The sequence below is a fragment of the Methylobacterium terrae genome, from assembly GCF_003173755.1.
Taxonomy (GTDB): Bacteria; Pseudomonadota; Alphaproteobacteria; order Rhizobiales; family Beijerinckiaceae; genus Methylobacterium; species Methylobacterium terrae.
Genome location: NZ_CP029553.1, coordinates 2,784,987 through 2,802,216 on the forward strand (window position 1 = coordinate 2,784,987; position 17,230 = coordinate 2,802,216).

Annotated in this window: 13 protein-coding genes; 11 read left to right on the plus strand and 2 right to left on the minus strand. The window is 75.5% G+C overall.

The genetic code is table 11. The features are described from left to right. Positions 1 to 79: 79 nt before the first annotated feature. From DK419_RS29810 to DK419_RS12660, 9 genes are all read left to right on the plus strand, one after another. Positions 80 to 2,023 carry a methyl-accepting chemotaxis protein gene (locus tag DK419_RS29810; protein WP_109959382.1) on the plus strand — a complete coding sequence of 648 codons (1,944 nt, stop codon included), beginning with the start codon at positions 80 to 82 and terminating at the stop codon, positions 2,021 to 2,023. After that, on the plus strand, positions 2,016 to 3,308 hold the full coding sequence (locus tag DK419_RS12625; RefSeq protein ID WP_109959383.1) for a chemotaxis protein CheW: 1,293 nt from the start codon (positions 2,016 to 2,018) through the stop codon (positions 3,306 to 3,308). The genes DK419_RS29810 and DK419_RS12625 overlap by 8 nt, the downstream gene beginning before the upstream one ends. Beyond that, positions 3,305 to 4,426: a chemotaxis-specific protein-glutamate methyltransferase CheB gene (cheB, locus tag DK419_RS12630; protein ID WP_109959384.1), complete on the plus strand. Its 1,122-nt coding sequence runs from the start codon at positions 3,305 to 3,307 to the stop codon at positions 4,424 to 4,426. Before DK419_RS12625 ends, cheB begins: the two co-directional genes overlap by 4 nt. Beyond that, positions 4,423 to 5,313: a CheR family methyltransferase gene (locus tag DK419_RS12635; protein WP_109959385.1), complete on the plus strand. Its 891-nt coding sequence runs from the start codon at positions 4,423 to 4,425 to the stop codon at positions 5,311 to 5,313. Before cheB ends, DK419_RS12635 begins: the two co-directional genes overlap by 4 nt. Beyond that, a complete protein-coding gene (locus DK419_RS12640; RefSeq protein ID WP_109959386.1) occupies positions 5,306 to 7,336 on the plus strand; it encodes a chemotaxis protein CheA in 2,031 nt (676 codons plus the stop codon). Before DK419_RS12635 ends, DK419_RS12640 begins: the two co-directional genes overlap by 8 nt. Continuing rightward, positions 7,333 to 7,581: a hypothetical protein gene (locus DK419_RS12645; RefSeq protein WP_109959387.1), complete on the plus strand. Its 249-nt coding sequence runs from the start codon at positions 7,333 to 7,335 to the stop codon at positions 7,579 to 7,581. The genes DK419_RS12640 and DK419_RS12645 overlap by 4 nt, the downstream gene beginning before the upstream one ends. 143 nt (positions 7,582 to 7,724) lie before the next feature. Continuing rightward, on the plus strand, positions 7,725 to 8,135 hold the full coding sequence (locus DK419_RS12650; protein WP_245442934.1) for a response regulator transcription factor: 411 nt from the start codon (positions 7,725 to 7,727) through the stop codon (positions 8,133 to 8,135). Further along, positions 8,132 to 8,782, plus strand: coding sequence for a chemotaxis protein CheX (locus DK419_RS12655; RefSeq protein ID WP_109959389.1), 651 nt, complete (start codon positions 8,132 to 8,134; stop codon positions 8,780 to 8,782). The genes DK419_RS12650 and DK419_RS12655 overlap by 4 nt, the downstream gene beginning before the upstream one ends. A gap of 52 nt (positions 8,783 to 8,834) precedes the next feature. Next, positions 8,835 to 11,297, plus strand: a complete 2,463-nt coding sequence (locus DK419_RS12660) for a PAS domain S-box protein (RefSeq protein WP_109959390.1) — start codon at positions 8,835 to 8,837, stop codon at positions 11,295 to 11,297. Between the two features lie 102 nt (positions 11,298 to 11,399). Here the strand turns inward: DK419_RS12660 and DK419_RS12665 are convergent, their stop codons facing one another. Continuing rightward, positions 11,400 to 12,938 (minus strand): peptidoglycan L,D-endopeptidase MepK, encoded by a 1,539-nt coding sequence (locus tag DK419_RS12665; protein WP_425352651.1) that lies wholly within the window; start codon positions 12,936 to 12,938, stop codon positions 11,400 to 11,402. 456 nt (positions 12,939 to 13,394) lie between these two features. On the opposite strand from DK419_RS12665, the gene DK419_RS12670 reads away from it, so the two are divergent. Together DK419_RS12670 and DK419_RS12675 are read left to right on the plus strand one after the other, a co-directional pair. Next, positions 13,395 to 14,483, plus strand: a complete 1,089-nt coding sequence (locus tag DK419_RS12670; protein ID WP_245442935.1) for an extracellular catalytic domain type 2 short-chain-length polyhydroxyalkanoate depolymerase — start codon at positions 13,395 to 13,397, stop codon at positions 14,481 to 14,483. A 23-nt stretch (positions 14,484 to 14,506) separates the two neighbouring features. Further along, on the plus strand, positions 14,507 to 15,019 hold the full coding sequence (locus DK419_RS12675; protein ID WP_109959393.1) for a hypothetical protein: 513 nt from the start codon (positions 14,507 to 14,509) through the stop codon (positions 15,017 to 15,019). A gap of 120 nt (positions 15,020 to 15,139) precedes the next feature. Here DK419_RS12675 and DK419_RS12680 read toward each other — a convergent pair whose 3' ends face one another. Beyond that, complete coding sequence (locus tag DK419_RS12680; protein WP_109959394.1) at positions 15,140 to 17,185, minus strand: L,D-transpeptidase family protein; 2,046 nt, start codon at positions 17,183 to 17,185, stop codon at positions 15,140 to 15,142. Between the last annotated feature and the right edge of the window lie 45 nt (positions 17,186 to 17,230).

A 17,230-nucleotide genomic window follows, 5' to 3' on the forward strand; every position in this document is an offset into this window, starting at 1 on the left:
AGCCCGTCGGTGCACCACGCTTGCCCCGGCTGCCGGCCTCCGGCACACCGGCATGACGGCGAGCGGGTTTCTGGCTGCGATGGCATTGGTGAAGAAGGCGAAGCTCGCGGATCGCGAAGCGTCGGACCGCCGGGACGGTACGCCCGAGGCGCCCGCTCCCACGCAGGCGCCCGCCCCGGCGGCCCGGCGGGGCCGGACCCGCGAGCGGGTGGGAACCCGCCGGCAGAAGGCGACCGAGCGTCTGGGCGCCGCCACCGAGGAGCTGGCCGCCGGCGTCACCGAGGCTTCCGCCGCGGCCGAGGAATTGCGCCGGGCGATGGAGCAGATCGCCGGCGGGGCCGAGGAGGCGGCGGGCGCGGCGCAGGAATCGCTCTCGGCGGTCGCGGCGATCGTCGGGCGCCTCGGCGAGGCGCGGGAGCGGGCCGACCTGTCGCGCCGGCGCACCGCCGCGTTCCAGTCGCTGCTCGCCGAGGCGAGCGCCCAGGCGACCCAGTCGATCGCCGCGATCGAGGCCGAGGCCGGGCGCCAGGACGCGACGGTCGCCCTCGTCGACGAGCTCGACCGGGGGGCGGCCAGCATCGGCGAGGTCACCGGAACGGTCGCGGGAATCGCCGACCAGACCGGGCTCGTCGCCCTCAACGCCGCCCTCGAGGCGGCGCGGGCCGGGGAGCACGGGCGGGGCTTCGCGGTGGTGGCCGACGAGGTCCGGGCGCTGGCCGAGACCGCGGAGGCGAGCGCCGGCGAGGTGCGCGAGCGGGTGGACGCGATCCGGGCCGAGATCCGGGCGCTCGGGCAGGCGATCCGAGACGCCGCCGCGCGGGCGGCGGCCGAGGCGGCGGCGGGCGGGCGCGTCGCCCGGCAGCTGGAGGAGGCGCGGACCGATCTCGGCGCGCTCGCCGAGGGCGCGCAGGAGATCCTGGCCGCCGCCCTGCAGGCGGAGGCGACCACCCGCGAGGCGCAGGCCGGCGCCGAGGAGGTCGCGGCCGCCGCCGAGCAGCAGGCCGCCGCCGCCGAGGAGGCGCAGGCCGCGGTGGCGCAGCAGACCGAGGCCCTCGAGCAGGGCCAGGCCACCGCCGAGGCCCTGGCCGCCCTGGCGGAGTCCCTGCGCGGATCGGCCGCCGGGCGCGCGAGCCCCGAGGCGATCGGGGGTGCTGCCGACGCGCTCTCGGCCTCGATCCAGGAATTGTCCGGGGCCGCCGCCGAGATCCTGGCCGCCGTGGACCAGATCAGCCGCGGCCTGACCCTGCAGAGCGCCGCCGCCCGGCAATCCGCCGCCGCGATGAGGGAGATCGAGCGCGCCGCCGGCGGGGCCCGGGCCGGCGCCGACCGGGCGCTCGCCCGGGTCGCCGCCGTCGCGGAGGCCGTGCGGCAGGCCCGCGGCGCGATCGAGGGCCTTGCCGACGGGGTCGAGCAGGCGCTCGGCGGGATGCGCGCCTCCCTCGATCGCCTCGGGACGATCGAGGACGACGTGCGGCGCATCGAGACGATCGGGGAGGGCATCGCCCTGGTGGCGGTGCAGATCGGCATGCTGGCGGTCAGCGGCGCGATCGAGGCGACCCGGGCCGGCGAGGCGGGCCAGGGCTTCGCGGTCGTCGCCGGCGACGTCCGGACCCTGGCACGCGACGCGGCCGGCGGGGCCGACCGGATCCGGGCGACGGTGCGGGCGATCCGGGACGGGACCGCCGCCCTGCTGCGCGCCCTCGAGCGCTCCGTCGGCGCCGGCGAGGCGGAGGTGGCGAAGAACCGGGCCCTGACGGCCGGCCTCGCGGCGGTCGCGTCCGACGTGGCGGATCTGGAGCGGGCCAACCGCGCGATCGCCGACGGGGCCGAGGCGATCCTGGGCGCGGCCGGCGAGATCGCGGCGGGCAGCCGCCAGATCGCCGCCGCCGCCGAGGAGGCCGACCGGGCCTCGAGCGAGGCCGCCACCGCCGCCCGCCAGCAGGCGCGCGGGGCCGAGGACCTGGCGGCGGCCGTGGAGGAGATCGCGCTGCTCGCCGACGAGCTGCAGGGCGCGGATGCCTGAGGCCTCGCCGGCGCGCGTCCTCGTCGTCTCGCTCGGATCGGGCGCCCGCGTCGCCCTGCCGGCGGAGCGGGTGCGCGCCGTGGCGCCGGTCCCGATCCTGACCCGGGTCCCCGGCGCCGCGGCGGCGCTCGCCGGACTCGCGACGATCCGCGGCGGCGCGCTTCCGGTCCTCGACCTCGCCCGGCTGCTCGACCCGGAAGCGCCGCCGGGTCCCGCCGGCCGGATGGTGCTGGCCGAGGCCGGCGAGCCGGTCGGGCTCCTCGTCGGCCGCGTCGTCGGCCTGACCCCGGATCCGGGCCCGGTCCCGATCCTCGACCTGCCGCCTCTCGTCGCCGGCTCCGCCCCCCGGCGCGCGGGCGGCGCCGCGACCGCCCCGCCGGCTCCGCGCGCCGGCGCCCCGCCGGCGCCGCCGGTCGCCCTCCTCATGCTCGCGGTCGCGGGCGCGCCCTACGCCCTGCCGCTCGACGAGGTCGAGGCGGTGGTGGGCCTGCCTGGGGCCCTCGCGCCGGCGCCGGAGGGCGGAGCCGCCGCACTCGGCATGACGACGTGGCGCGGCCGGACGCTGCCGCTCCTCTCCCTCCCGGCGCTGCTCGGCCGCGGGCCCGGCGCCGGTCGGCGAGCCGCCGTGTTGCGGGGCGTCGGGCTGGTGGCCGAGCGGGTGGGACCGGTACTGCGGGTGCCGCCGGAGGCGATCGACCCGGCGCCGCGGGCCCTGCGCCGGGGCGGGCTGGTCGCCGGCTTCGCCCGCCGCGATGCCGGGTCGATTCCGGTCTGCATTCTCTCGGCGCAAGCCCTCGTCGGGGAAGGGGAGCGGGATTTCGTCCGCGCGGCGCCCGTGCCGGCGACGACCGAGCCCGTCGTGGTGATCGACCTCGCCGGGGAGCGCTACGGCCTGCCCGCGGGGGCCGTGCGCGCGGTGATGCGGGCACCGGAGACGCTGGCACGCGTGCCGCGGGCGCCGGAGGGCGTCGCCGGGCTGCTCGCCGTCCGCGGCGGGGCGCTCCCGGTCCTCGACCCGCGCGGGTGCCTCGGCCTGCCGCCCGGCCCTCGCGACGGCCGCCTGGTGGTGATCGAGGCCGGGGGCGTGCGGGCCGGCCTCCTCGTCGATCGCGCGACCCGCCTCGCGCGGCCGGAGGCCGGGGCGATCCGGCCGGCGCCCGCATCGCGCGGGGCCGTGGCGACCCGCGTGGCGGACCTCGCCGACGGGCCCCTGCCGCTGATCGACCCCGCGCACCTCCTGGCGGGGCTGGAGCGCCCCTCCGGCCCGGCCGCGAGGCCGGCATGATCCGCCTCCTCGTCGTCGACGACTCGGCGCTGATGCGCAAGGTCCTGGGCGGCATCTTCGCCGCCGAGGGCGACTTCGAGCTCGCCTTCGCCCGCGACGGGCTCGAGGCCCTCGACCTGCTCCCCGGCTTCGCCCCGGACGTGGTGACCCTCGACGTCACGATGCCGGGCCTCGACGGGCTCGCCTGCCTCGACCGGATCATGCTGGAGCGGCCCTGCCCGGTGGTGATGCTGTCCTCGCTCACCTCGGCCGGCGCCGAGACCAGCCTGGAGGCGCTGGCGCGGGGCGCGGTCGACGTCCTGGAGAAGCCCGCCGGCGCGGTGTCGCTCGACGTCGACCGGTTCGCCCCCCGCCTCGTGGAGGCGGTGCGGGCGGCGGCGCGGGCGCGGCCGCGCACCGCCCACGGCCTCGCGGCGCGCCTGCGCGCCCGCCATGCCGGCCTCGGCGGCCCGAACCGCAGCCCGAGCCCCGCACCGGAGCCCGCTCAACGCCCCGCGCCCCCGGCCCGGCCCGCGCTCCGCCCGCAAGTCCCGCCGGCCGAGCCCGGCGGCGGCATCGTCCTCGTCGGCGCCTCGACCGGCGGTCCCCCGGCGCTCACCGCGCTTCTCGGCGAGCTGCCGGCCGATTTTCCCTGGCCGATCGTCGTCGCCCAGCACATGCCGGCGACCTTCACCGGGCCGCTCGCGCGCCGCCTCGACGGGCTCTCGGCGCTCGCGGTGCAGGAGGTGACCGGGCCGGTCCCCCTCGCGCCGGGCCGGGTCTTCATCGGGCGCGGCGACGCCGACGTGATCGTGGTGCGCCGCCCTGGCGGCCTGATGGCGGCTCCGGCCCCGGCCCGGGCCGACTACCCCTGGCATCCGAGCGTCGACCGGCTGGTGGAGAGCGCCCTCGACCTCGTCCCGCCCGCCCGCCTCATCGGCGTGCTGATGACCGGCATGGGCCGCGACGGCGCCCGGGCCATGGCGGAGCTGCGCCGCCGCGGCGGGCGCACCATCGCGGAGGCCGAGGCGACGGCCGTGGTCTGGGGGATGCCGGGCGAGCTGGTGCGGGCCGGCGGCGCCGAGGTGGTCGCGCCGCTCGACGCCATCGCGGCCGAGTTGCGGACGATGCTGCCGTGACCCCCGACGAGCCCGACATCCTCGGCGAGGCCGATCTCGCCCGGGTCTGCGACCTGCTCTACGGCCATACCGGCATCCTGGTGCCGGGGAACCGGCGCCCGTTCATCGAGCGCCGGGTGCTGGAGCGGATGCGGGCGACCGGTGCCGGCACCCTGCCGGCCTACCTCGCGCGGCTGCGGGCGGACACGGACGGCGAGGTCCAGCTCTTCGTCAACGCCTTCACGGTCAACGAGACCTACTTCCTCCGCGAGGAGCACCAGCTGCGCTGCCTCACAGCCTCGCTGATGGGCGTGCTCACCGCCGGGCGGACGCCCGACGACCCGATCCGGATCTGGTCGATGCCCTGCGCGACCGGGGAGGAGCCGTACTCGGTGGCGATCTGGCTCCTCGAGCACTGGCCCGAGGTCGACCGGTGGGAGATCGAGATCGTCGGCTCGGACATCGACACGAGGGCGCTCGCCACCGCGGAGGCCGGACGTTACGGCGCCCGGGCGCTCGGCCGCCTCTCCCCGGCCCTCGTCGCGCGCTACTTCACCCCGGGGGCGGCCGGCAGCGGGGGCAAGGGCGGGGGAAAGGGCGGGGGAAAGAGCTGGCGCATCCTGCCGGAGCTGCGCGGCTCGGTGCGGTTCACCCGCCGCAACCTCGTCGACGGGGCCGGGATGGCGCGGGAGGGGCGCTTCGACGTCGTGTTCTGCCGCAACGTCCTGATCTACTTCGACGACGCCTCGCGAAAAGTCGCCGCCGGCAACCTCTTCGCCGCCCTGAAGCCGGGCGGGTTCCTGTGCCTCGGCCACACCGAATCGATGGCCCGGATCCCGTCGCGGTTCGTCACCCGCCGCTTCCCGGATGCGATCGTCTACCAGCGTCCGGAGGATGCGCATGACTAGGGACGGGCCCGTCCTTTCCCCGGCGGACGACCTCGTGGCGGCCTTCGTGACCGAGGCGCGCGAGCTGATCCAGGCCGCGGCCGAGGATCTGCTGGCGCTCGACGGCCCCCCCGATCCGGACGCCGTGAACCGGGTGTTTCGCGCCGTCCACACCCTGAAGGGCTCGGCCGCCCTGTTCGACTGGCCGGCGATGCTGGCGCTCCTGCACGCCGCCGAGGACGGCCTCGCGGCCGCCCGGGCCGGGACGCTCGCCCTGGGCGCCGGCCTCGTCGACCTGTCGCTCGCCGCCCTCGACGCGACCTCCCGCTGGACCGAGGCGATCGCCGCGACCGGCGTACTGCCGGCCGGCGCAGAGGCGGAATCGGCGCGGCTCGTGCAGGGCTACCGCGCGCTCCTGGGGCCTGCCGGCGCGGTGGAGGGCGACGGAGCGCCGGCCGGGCCGGTGCCCGACTGGGCGACCGAGCTGATGGCGGAGACGGGCGAGCGGCCCGGCGGCGTCCTCACGGCCCTGCGCTACGTCCCGCGCGCCGACTGCTTCTTCTCCGGCGACGACCCCCTCGGACTGGTGCGCCGGCTCCCCGGCCTCGTGGCGCTGCGTCTCGTTCCCGCCGCGCCGTGGCCGCCGGCGGAGGCGCTCGACGTCTTCTCCTGCAACATCGCCGTGACCCTGCTGACCACCGATCCCTGCCCGGAGGTCGCCGCGGTGTTCCGCCTGGTGCGCGACCAGGTGGCGATGGCGAGCGTGACGTTGGCGAACCCGGCCCCGCCCGGGGCGTCGCCCGCGATCGCGCCGGTCGCCGACGCCTCCAGGACCCTGCGGGTCGATGCCGGCCGGATCGACGCCCTGGTGGGCCTGGCGGAGGATCTCGCCGCCGCCCGCGCCGCCCTCGGCGAGGTCGTCGCCCGGGCCGCGCTCGGGGCCGATCCCGCCGGCCTCGTCCCCGCCCTGAGGGCGAGCGACGAGCGGATCGGGCGTCTGTCGGCCGAGCTGCACCGGGAGGCGGTGGGCCTGCGGCTCCAGCCCCTGGCGCGGGTCTTCCGGCGCTTCCCGCGCGCCCTGCGCGACGTCGCCCGCCAGCTCGGCAAGGAGGTGACGCTGACGCTGGCGGGCGAGGAGACCGAGGTCGACCGGGACGTCGCCGAGGGGCTGTTCGAGCCGCTGCTGCACCTCCTGCGCAACGCCGTCGACCACGGCATCGAGGCACCGGCCGCGCGCGCCGAGGCCGGCAAGCCGGCGGCGGGACGCATCGCGCTGTCGGCGGAGAGCCGGGCCGACCGGGTCGTCGTCTCGGTCGACGACGACGGGCGCGGCCTCGACCCGGCCTTCCTCCGCCGCCGCGCCGCCGAGCGCGGGTTGATGGAGCCCGCCGCCCTCGCCGCCCTCGACGACGCCGGCGCGATCGACCTGATCTTCGCCCCGGGCTTCTCGACGGCCGCGGCGGTCGGCGCCGTCTCCGGCCGCGGCGTCGGCATGGACGCGGTGCGGGTCGCGGTGACGAGGCTCGGCGGCACCTGCACCGTCGAGAGCCGGATCGGCGCCGGCACCACGATCCGCCTGAGCCTGCCCCGCGCCCAGTCCCTCGTCCGGCTTCTCCTCGTCGAGGTCGGGCCGGAACGCTACGGCCTGCCGATGGAGGCCGTCGTCGAGCTCGCCCGGGTTCCGCGCGAGCGGATCCACGACCTCGCCCCCGGTGCCGCCGCGATCCTGCGCGACCGGACGGTGCCGGTGCTCCACCTCGCCGACCTCCTCGACCTGCCCCGCGGCGAGCCGCCGGCCGAGGCCCGGCTCGCGGTGTTGCGGGTCGGGCCCGAGCGCGTCGCGGTCGAGGTCGACCGGTTCGCCGGACGGTCCGACGGGCTGGTGCGGCCGCTGCCGGGACTGGCGGCCTGGCCGGGCCTCGCCGGCACCACGCTGTCCGGCGACGGCCGGGTGCTCCTGGTGCTCGATCCGGAGACCCTGGTCGGGGACCCGCAGGGGGAGAGGCGGGGAGAGGAGCGGGGGAAGCAGGAGGTGATGCCGTGACCGTCCGCCGCGAGGGAGACCTGATCCGGCTCGAGGGCGCCTGCCCGGTCGAGGAGGCCGAGACCCTGGCGGCCCTGCTCCTCGCCGGGCCGGACCTGGCGGTGGAGTGGAGCGGCTGCACCTTCCTCCACACCGCCGTCGTGCAGGTGCTGCTGCGGCTGCGCCCGCCCCTGCGGGGCACCTGCGGCGATGCGTTCGCGGCGCGCTGGCTCGCGCCGCGGCTGTCGGTCCCCGACCCGTCCTGATGCCGGCGACGGGCGGCGCCGAAAACTACGCGCGCATCTACCAGTTTTCGGCTATGCCGTAGCGGCAGGGCCTGCCGCGGCCCGCCGTCACGTCCCCGAGAGATCGCGCGGGGTCCATTTCCCTTTCGGCGAAAACCGCCTAGATGCCGTCCATGTCGCAGCCCTCGACCGCACCCGTCACCGTCCTCGTCGTGGACGACAGCAAGCTCGCCCGGGCGGTCGCCCTGCGGCTCGTGCGGCAGCTCAGGCCCGATTGGGCCCTGCGCGAGGCCTCGAACGCCGACGAGGCCCTGGCCATGGTGGCCGGCGAGCCGATCGACGTGGCGCTCCTCGACTTCAACATGCCGGGCAAGGACGGCCTCGCCCTCGCCGAGGAACTGCGCGCGGGCAGGCCCGCGATGCCGATCGCCGTGATCTCGGCCAACATCCAGGACGAGGTGATCGCCCGCGCGCGCCAGCTCGACGCCGCCTTCCTGGCCAAGCCCCTGACCGGGGAGGCCCTGGCGGGCTTCCTCTCGGGAGCGTCCTTGCGCCTGCGCCGGAGCGCCCCGTGAGCAACGACACCGTCGGCCTGACCGAGCTGCAGCAGGACGCGTTCACCGAACTCGTCAACATCGGCGTCAGCCGCGCCGCGGCGAGCCTGCGCACGATGATCGGCACCCAGGTGCTGCTCTCGGTGCCCTCGGTGGAGATCGTCTCGCGCAAGGCCGCCGCCCGACTGATCGGCGAGCGCGAGGCGGCGCCGCTCGTGGTGGTGCACCAGGATTTCGAGGGCGCGTTCGCGGGCCGCGCGCTCCTGATCTTCCCGCAGGAGAACGGCCGCGAGCTGGTCCGGGCCGTCGCCGGCGAGGAGCTCTCGCCCGAGGAGGTCGCGGCGCTGGAGGACGAGGCGCTGGCCGAGACCGGCAACATCATCCTCAACGGCTGCCTCGCCACCATGGCGAACATGCTCCAGCGCACGCTGACCATGTCGTTGCCCGGCATCGCGCGGGGCGACGGCCCGCAGATCTTCGGGACGCAGGCGGGCGGGGCGGCGGCCGGCGCCGATTCCCTGGTGCTGTTCCTCTACATCGACTTCTCGGTGAGCGAGCGCGACATCCGCGGCTACCTGGCGATGCTGATGGACCTGCCCTCACTCGAGAACCTGCGGGGGCTGGTGGACGAGTTCATCGCCCGCGCCCTCGGCGACCTGGACGCGTGATGACGGACCGCCCGAATCCCGGACCCGCGATCCCTAACCGGGCCGGGCGGGCATGAGCGGACCGGACCAGACCGGCACCGTCCGGCCCGAGATCCTCGCGGAGGCGGTCGCGGCGGTGCAGCGGCGGGTCGGGCCGTTCCTCGCCGGCCTCGAGCGCTCGCGCCAGCCGATGCTGATCAGCGATCCGACCCTGCCCGACAACCCGGTCGTCTTCGTGAACCAGGCCTTCCTGACGCTCACCGGCTACGACGGCGCGGAGGTGGTGGGCCGGAACTGCCGCTTCCTGCAGGGGGCGGACACCGATCCCGGCGCGATGGCGGCGATCCGCGAGGGTCTGCGCGACGAGCGCGAGGTCCGCGTCACGATCCTGAACTACCGCCGCGACGGCACCCGGTTCTGGAACCAGCTGCTGATCTGCCCGATCCGCGACGCGGACGGCCGGCTCGTCAACTACTTCGCCTCGCAGGTGGACATGTCGCATGTCCACGAGGCCGAGGCCGGCCGCACCCGGCTCGCCGACATCGAGCGGCGCCTGGCGGAGGCGCAGCGCCAGCTCTCGCTGACCCTGTCCTCGGCCGGCATCGCCGGCACCTGGGACTGGGACATCCCGGGGAAGCGGCTGCACGTCGACGGGCGCTTCGCCGCGCTCACCGGGCTCACGCCGGCGCCGCGGCCCGGCACCGTGCCGCTCAGCCCCGGCCCGCTGCCGGCGAGCGCCTTCTTCACCGGCATCCACCCCCTCGACCGGGTGCGGGTGCGGCTCGCGGTGAGCGGCATCCTCGGCGGGGCCGAGGTGTTCGACAAGGAGTACCGCCTGCTCGCGGCCGACGGCTCGGTGCGCTGGGTCCACGCCCGCGGCCGCTGCCATTTCGGCGCCGACGGGCGGCCCGCCCGCTTCACCGGCGTGCTCGTCGAGGTGACCGAGCAGAAGCGAGTCGAGGAGCGCCTGCGCATCGCCCAGTCGGCGGGCCGCGTCGGCGCCTTCGAGCACGTGCCGGGCTTCGCCACCGTGGCGGCCTCGCCGCAATTCTGCAGCCTGCTCGGCCTCGTGCCGGCCCGCACCGTGGCGGCGAGCGCGGTCAACGCCCTCGTGGTCGAGGGCGATCCCCCGCTGCTGGCGCCCGACCAGCGCCAGGAGGGCGAGCTGCCGCCGATCGAGACCCGGGTGCGGCTGGCCGATACCGGCGAGGTGCGCTGGCTCGTGCGCCGCGGCGAGGCGATCCGCGACACCGAGACCTCGGGCCTGCGCCATGTCGGGGTGATCTACGACGTCACCGAATCGAAGCGGGCCGAGGTGGAGCTGCGCGAGCTCAACGACACCCTGGAGGCGCGGGTGCGCGAGGCGGTGGCCGAGCGCGAGCGGGCCGAGGAGCAGCTGCGCCAGTCGCAGAAGATGGAGGCGGTGGGCCAGCTCACCGGCGGCATCGCCCACGACTTCAACAACCTGCTCACCGGCATCGTCGGCTCCCTCGACCTGATGCAGACCCGCATCAACGAGGGCCGCACCGAGAACCTCACCCGATACGCGGGCCTCGCCATGGCCTCGGCCCAGCGCGCCGCGGCGCTGACCCACCGGCTGCTCGCCTTCTCGCGCCGCCAGCCGCTGGAAGCCAAGCCCGTCGACGCCAACCGGCTGGTGAGCTCGATGGACGACCTGATGCGCCGGACGCTGGGCGAGCGGGTGCAGCTCGAGGTCGTGGTGGCGGGCGGCCTGTGGCTGACGCTCTGCGACCCCAACCAGCTCGAGAACGCGATCCTCAACCTCGCGATCAACGCCCGCGACGCGATGCCGGAGGGCGGTCGCCTCACCATCGAGACCGCCAACGCCCATCTCGACGATGCCTACGCGGCCCGCGACGTCGGCGTGCGGGCGGGCCAGTACGTCTGCGTCAGCGTGACCGATACCGGCACCGGCATGCCGCCGGACGTGATCGCCCGCGCCTTCGACCCGTTCTTCACCACCAAGCCGCTCGGCCAGGGCACCGGCCTCGGCCTGTCGATGATCTACGGCTTTGCCAAGCAGTCCGAGGGGAACGTCAAGATCTACTCGGAGGCCGGCCAGGGCACGACGGTCAAGCTCTACCTGCCGCGCTACCACGGCGAGATCGAGGTCGCGCCGGAAATGCGGGGCGAGGCGCCGCGGGCCGAGCGCGGCGAGACGGTGCTCGTGGTGGAGGACGACTCGACCGTGCGGGCCCTGGTGGTCGAGGTGCTGCACGAACTCGGCTACCGCACCCTCGAGGCGGCGGACGGGCCGGCGGGCCTGCGCCTGCTGCAATCGGCCTCGCACATCGACCTCCTGGTCACCGATGTCGGCCTGCCGGGCCTCAACGGCCGCCAGCTCGCCGACCAGGCCCGGCTGGTGCGGCCCACCCTGAAGGTGCTGTTCATGACCGGCTACGCCGAGAACGCGACCTTCGGCAACGGCCATCTCGGACCCGGCATGCAGATGATCACCAAGCCGTTCCCGGTCGAGGGACTGGCGACCAAGATCCGGTCGATCATCGAGGGGTGAGAGGGCATCCGCCCGATCCGCTCCCCCTCCGGCGAGCGGCGTGCCCCACCTTTCCTCGGCGAGATCAGACGGGACCGGCCCCGGACCGGTCGCGACGGCCCGTCAGCGCCGTCCGACCGCCGGCCCGCTGAAGCGGCCGGAGCCCGGCGCGTCCTCGCTCGCGCCGGCCTGGAAGCGGGTCACGACCGCGCCCGCCGGGGCGGCCACGACGCCCGGCGGCGGGGTGCCGGCCTTCGGCCGCTGGACGACGCGGACCATCGCGGCCTCGGCCGCCGGTGCGGCCGCCGCGGCGCTGAACAGGGCGCGCAGCTGCGCCTTCGAATCGGTCGGGGCGAGGGCGGGCGGGACGGGCGTCGCCCGGGGGCGGGGCTGGAGCATGGCGCCGAGGGCCGCCGGATCGGCATCCGCCGAGGCGACCTGGATCGAGGCCGGCCGGGCCGGGGGCAGCGGTACGGTGACCGGCAGCACGGAGGCCGGCGGGGGCGCGGCGACCAGCGCCTCCGCCAGGGCGGCGAATTCCGACGGGCGGCGGGGCGGCAGCGGGGCCGCCGGCAGCCCGGACGGAGCGGCGGTGCGGGCCTCGGGCTCGGGCGCGGCCTCCGGCGATGCGGCGACGGGCTCCGGCTGCGGGGGGACCGGCGGGGGAGCGGCCTGCGGCATGAGGGCGGCGGGCGCGGCCGGAGCGGCGTAAGCCATGGCGTCGCGAGCGAAGACCTCGCGGGTGCCGGCATCCTCCGGCTGGGCGCTGGCCAAGGCCACCGGGCGGACGCGGCCCGAGCGGCCGGCCAGCACGACGGGCGCGGGCGGCGGGGCGGCGGGCTTCGCGCCGCCGAACAGCATGGCGAAGAACTGGCCGACGACGTTCGGGCTGTCCTCCTCGTCCGCCGCCGCGATCGCCTGGCTCACGCCCATCACGCTGCCGCCGCGGGCCAGGATCTCGGCCTTGGCGACGTCGTAGCCCGGCATCGGCCGGCCGTCGGCCGGCAGGTGGACGGTGCGGCCGTCGGGAAACAGGCGCGCGAGCTGGTCGTGGCTCATCCGCGGCCAGGAGCGCACCGATCCGACGTCGAGATGGACGAAGGGGCTGTTCGCCTGCGGGTACCAGCCGACGCCGCCGCGCTGCATCCGCATGCCGATCGCCCGGATCTGGTCGATCGAGACGTCGGCGAGGTAGAAGTCCATCGCCTTGCCGAGCATGTGCTGGCTGTGCTCGGCCACCGCGCGGGAGCGCCGGCGGAGCGCCGCGTTGGTCTTCGGCGAGCGGTAGGCCGAGACGACGTGGATCGCGTCCTGCGAGCCGACGGCGCGGTGGGCCTCCCACACCACGTCGAACAGGCGCGGGTCCATCCTGGTCGGCTCGTCGAGGCGCCAGTCGCGCAGGAGCCAGTTCAGCTGCTCGAGGGCGGCGCGGTCGTAGCGCCCGTCACGCTTGAACGTGATCGAGGCGCTCTCCTTGGTGTGCTCGTGGAAGATCGAGATCGTGCGGGTGTCGCCGTTGGCGACCGCGTCCTGGGTGTCGCTGGTCGAGCCGAACACCGCGGCGAGGCAGGCGACCAGCGCCAGCGCGCCGCGCCGGCAGGAGCGGGATCCCCGGGTGGCCGGATCGGCCGCCCCGCTTCCGGCACGCTTGAGCGCTCGCACGATCCCTCATCCTCGCTCGGGCCGCGTGGCCGCCATGGTGAACGCAAGGTTGCCGAGAACCGTGAACAAACGGTTACCGGGTCCCGCGACAGGATGGGCGGCAGGGCTAAGGCTCAACCATGGCGAAAATCGGCCGGGCTTCACGATTTCGTGGGGAATACGGACGGACGATGCAGGATGGTCCAAGCGCAACGCCCGCTCCGTCATGCATGCTGCCTGTAAGATCCCGAGTGGCGAGAGCGAGCCGGCAGTAGAGGTCGCCGCCGGCGCACGGATATCCGGGGAGGCGGCAATTCCCGTCCGCCTCTCTTCGGCCGACGTGGGGCTCGCCGGCGATTCTTTCTGCGATGCAAAATATATTTCGATTTCTTCGCACTTGCGAGATCATCGGCGCCGTGTTCTGGTCCGGCGCCGTCGTGCGGGGGCAAGATGAGCGCCCGGGGATGACGGGTGCGCGTGCCGGGAGGGCTGGTCATGGGCTGCGAGCGCAGCGGCAAGGTCGAGCGATTGCAGCGTTACGACGTCCGGCGCGGCGAGAGTTCGATCTCCGGATTGTCGTCCGGCGCCTTCATGGCGGTGCAGGTCCACGTCGCCCACTCGGCGAGCTTCTCCGGCGCCGGGATCATCGCGGGCGGGCCGTACCGGTGCGCGGAGTCGTTTCGCGGCGCGGGGTTCCTGGCGGCGGATGCCTATACGCGCAGCGCCATGGCCATCGGCATGACCCCGCTCATCCCCCAGATGGCGCCGGACGCCGCCCGCCTCGCGGCGCTCGCCACCGAGACGGCGGGGCGGGGCGGGATCGACCCGCTCCACCACCTCGCCGGCCAGCGGCTCTACATCTTCACCGGCAGCGCCGACACGGTGGTCTATTCCGACGTGGTCGCGCGCACGCGCCGGTTCTACGAGCTGCTCGGCGTCCGGCCCGGGGACATCCTGTACCGCAGCGACCTCGCCGCCGGCCACGCGATCATCACCGACAACCCCGAGGATTCGCCGCTCGCGACGAACCGCCCGCCCTACATCAACGACGGCGGCTTCATGCAGTCGCACGACATCCTCCGGCACATCTACGGCGACCTGGCGCCCCCGACGGACGGGCTGGCCGGCCGGCTGGTCCGCTTCGACCAGACGGAGTTCTTCGACGGCGAGCCACGCGCCAGCATGAGCCGGTTCGGCTACGCCTACATCCCGTCCGCGGTGTGCGCGGGGCGGGCGCCGGCCCGGGTTCACGTCGTGCTGCACGGCTGCAAGCAGGGCTACAATTACGTCAACTACGTCAGGGGACGGCCCGACATCGCCAACCAGCCGCCCTACGGCAACCGCTACGTCACCACCACTGGCTACAACCACATCGCCGAGAGCAACGACATCATCGTCCTCTACCCCCAGGCGGAGGGGAGCGACGGCGGCGACATGCAGAACCCCGACGGGTGCTGGGACTGGTGGGGCTACACCTCGCCCGATCCGTACGAGCCCGACTACTATTCGAAGCGCGCGATCCAGATCGGCGCCATCCACCGCATGCTGGAGCGGCTCGGCGGCTGACGCACGAGCGGGAGAGAGTGACGATGCCCGAGACCATCCCCCCGCGGCCGGTCGCCCCCCTGCACCTGAGCGCCCTGGTGCGGCAGGCCCTGCTGGTGAGCGACCAGATCCCCGCGACGGTCGCCGCCGCGGCGCCGCCCGGCGCGAGCGCGCCGCTGCAGCGCACGGTGCTCGCCAACGACCTCGTGGCGAACTGCGCCGCCAACGCGGTCGGGACCGTGCAACTCCTGGCGGAGCGACCGGATTCGGACACGATCGGCGAGATCTACGCGATGCAGCTCGCCTTCATGCGCCAGCTCTGGACGATCGAGCGGGACTGGCGCGACGGCTGGTTGCAGATCTGCCAGGCCTCGCTCTCGCTGCGGAAGGCCAATACCCTGTCGAAGATCGTCGAGCAGGACTACAACCTGGTGGGCCAGGTCGGCGACCTGATGGTCAATACCGTGGCCAGCACGGCGAGTCTGATCGAGAGCGCGACCGTCGGCTACTCGTATTGGCTGACCAACAAGATCAACGAGGTGCAGGAGAGGCCGTGAGGTCCGGCCGATGGAGGGCGTCGGATCGGATTTCGCGCTGGATTGCCGCCCTCGACGCCGGACCGGGTTCCGCTGCGCGGCCCCGGGACGACGTTGCGGATGGCAGATGCCGCGGGGCCCTTACCACCACCCCCGCCGGATCGCCCCGGTCTCGCCGAAATAGTCCGGCGCCGGCTGCACCACCGCCGGCTCCTCGGACGGCGTCGCGGTCGCCACCGGGCGGCGGGAGGCCGGGCGGGGGGCGCCCCCCTGCTGCGCCACGTCGCGGTGGTGCGTGGCGACCGGCGGCTTCGGGGCCGGCTTCGGCTTCTGCCCGGCCTCGGCGGGCAGGGGCTCGTTCGAGAGGCCGAGCGCGACCTTCACCCGGGCGTTGACGCCGTAGAGGTCCGGCAGGCTGCGAAGAGTCCCGGTCGAATCCGCCTCCAGGGTGAAGTAGGCGAGGTGGACCGGCAGTTTCTCGGGCAGCATCACCGTGCGCTCGCCCTTGCCGATCAGCGTCTTCAGCCGCTCGGTCGGCCAGCGCGGCCCGAGCACGACCTGCGCGAAGCGGAACGGATCGTCGACGCGCACGCAGCCGTGGCTCAGCGCCCGCTCGGAGCGGGAGAACAGGCTGCGGTTCGGCGTGTCGTGCAGGTAGACCGCGTGGTCGTTGGGGAACATGAACTTGATGAAGCCGAGCGCGTTGCGCTCGCCCGGCGGCTGCCGGATGGCGATGCCGTTGCCGCGCTTCACCACCTGGTAGCCGAGGCGCGCCGCGTAGTTCGGGTCGCGGGCGAGGCCCGGCAGGAACTGGCTCTTGAGGATCGAAGGCGGCACCGTCCAGGACGGGTTGACCACCGCGTAGGTCATCTCGCCCGAGAAGATCGGCGTCGGCGATTCGGGCTTGCCGACGATCACCCGGGACTCGTCGAGGACGCGGCCGTCGCGGATCACCCGCACCTTGTATTCGGGGATGTTGACGAGGACGTGGGTGCGGCCGAGATCGGCCGGCAGCCAGCGCCAGCGCTCCATGTTGGCGAGGAGGTCGGCCTCCTGCTTGCCCGGAGACGGGCCGGCGAGGGCCGCCACCGTGGCGGGGTCGAGGACGCCGCTCGCCTTCATCCCGCGCTCGCGCTGGAAGCTCGCGACGGCGGTCGCCACGCCCTCGTCGTAGGCGGTGGCGTCGGAGGCGCCGCTGATCCCGAACCGGGCGCGGATCAGCGGCACGCGGGCGTCGCGCATGCCGGTCCGCAGCGCCGGGCCCTTCGGCAGGCGCACCATCGGCACGGCGCGGTTCGGCTGCTGGGCGCGGATGGCCGAGAGCTTCGCCTTGAGGGCGAGGTAGCCGGGCTGGCCGGGATTGAAGGCCTGGAGCAGGGCGCCGGCACTCGCGCCGGCCGGGGTCAGGCGGGTCAACACCGCGTCGGCGGAGGGCAAGTCGAGCTTCGGGGTGATGAAGCGCGACAGGCGCGAGGGCTCGAGGCGCCCGCCGCGGGCGTCGCGGGCGTACAGCACCGCCGCCGCCGAGAGCTTCAGGTCGGCTTCGGCCCGGTCGGCGGCGGTGGCGTGGGGCGGGTCGAGCAGCGGGATCGGGTAGGCGAGGGGATCGAGCCCGTCCTCGCCCGCCGCCTGCAGCCGGGCGATCACCGCCTTGGCGGCGTCGCTCCAGCCGCTCTCGGCGAGCCAGACCGACTTGAACGCGCCGAGCGCGTAGAAGGCCTGCATCGCCTCGCGCTGCTTCGTGCCGAGCCGGCGGATCAGGCTGAAGTTCGGGTCGGCGAGGCGCGCCGCCACGACCTCGGCCACCGGATCGCCGGGGGCGGGCGGGGGCAGGGCGGGGGCCGCGGTCTCGGCCGGTGCGGGCGGGGTCTCGGCGGAGGGAGCCGGCGCCGCCGTGCCCGGCAGGGTCGCGGGCTGGATCGGCGCGGCCTCGGGCGCGGCCTCGTGCGCGACCGGGGCGGTCGCGACTTTGGGCGGGCCGGCATCGGGCAGCGGCGGGGCGGGGTTGTCCGGGATCGTGGTGATCGCGGGGGCGGTCGCCGTCGCGGGGACGCTCGCCACGGCGCCGCCGGCCTCGGGCGCGGCGGCAGGGCCCTCGGCCCGCGCCAGGCCGGGCTGCGCGGCCAGCAGCACCGTGAGGGCCGCCGCCGCACCGGCACTCCGGCCGATCCTGCGCCTGGGAGCCATGGTCCTCTCCTCGAAGCCGCGGCCGGAGGAGCGGCCACGCTGGAA